This is a genomic window from Falsihalocynthiibacter sp. S25ZX9 (genome assembly GCF_041205405.1).
GTDB lineage: Bacteria > Pseudomonadota > Alphaproteobacteria > Rhodobacterales > Rhodobacteraceae > Falsihalocynthiibacter > Falsihalocynthiibacter arcticus.
The window spans coordinates 1-272 of record NZ_JBGFCD010000391.1; the positions used below are offsets into that span (position 1 = coordinate 1).

A 272-nucleotide genomic window follows, 5' to 3' on the forward strand; every position below is an offset into this window, starting at 1 on the left:
GATACATGGAGTTCACGACCGTCTTTGAGCCGAAGTGTGAAGGGAGTGTTAACGTAATCGGGCGTTTCAGGGACGGCAAAATACTCAAGATGGCGCGTGTCTTCTGGGAATCCGTTAACTTCTGCCGCGTCTATAACGCTGGCCATATATGCCTCGGGGCCGCATGTGTAGACATGGGCCCCCTCCATTAATGCCAGAACCTTGCTCAAATCCGCACTGGTTCCTTCGTCGGAGAAGTGAAAATTGACGTTTTTTGTCCAAGGATAGCCCGC

Annotated in this window: 1 pseudogene; it reads right to left on the bottom strand. The window is 51.8% G+C overall.

Annotation, left to right across the window (positions count from 1 at the left end):
* Positions 1-209 (bottom strand): annotated as a pseudogene (locus AB9F29_RS22715) (hypothetical protein); the annotation flags it as partial.
* Between the last annotated feature and the right edge of the window lie 63 nt (positions 210-272).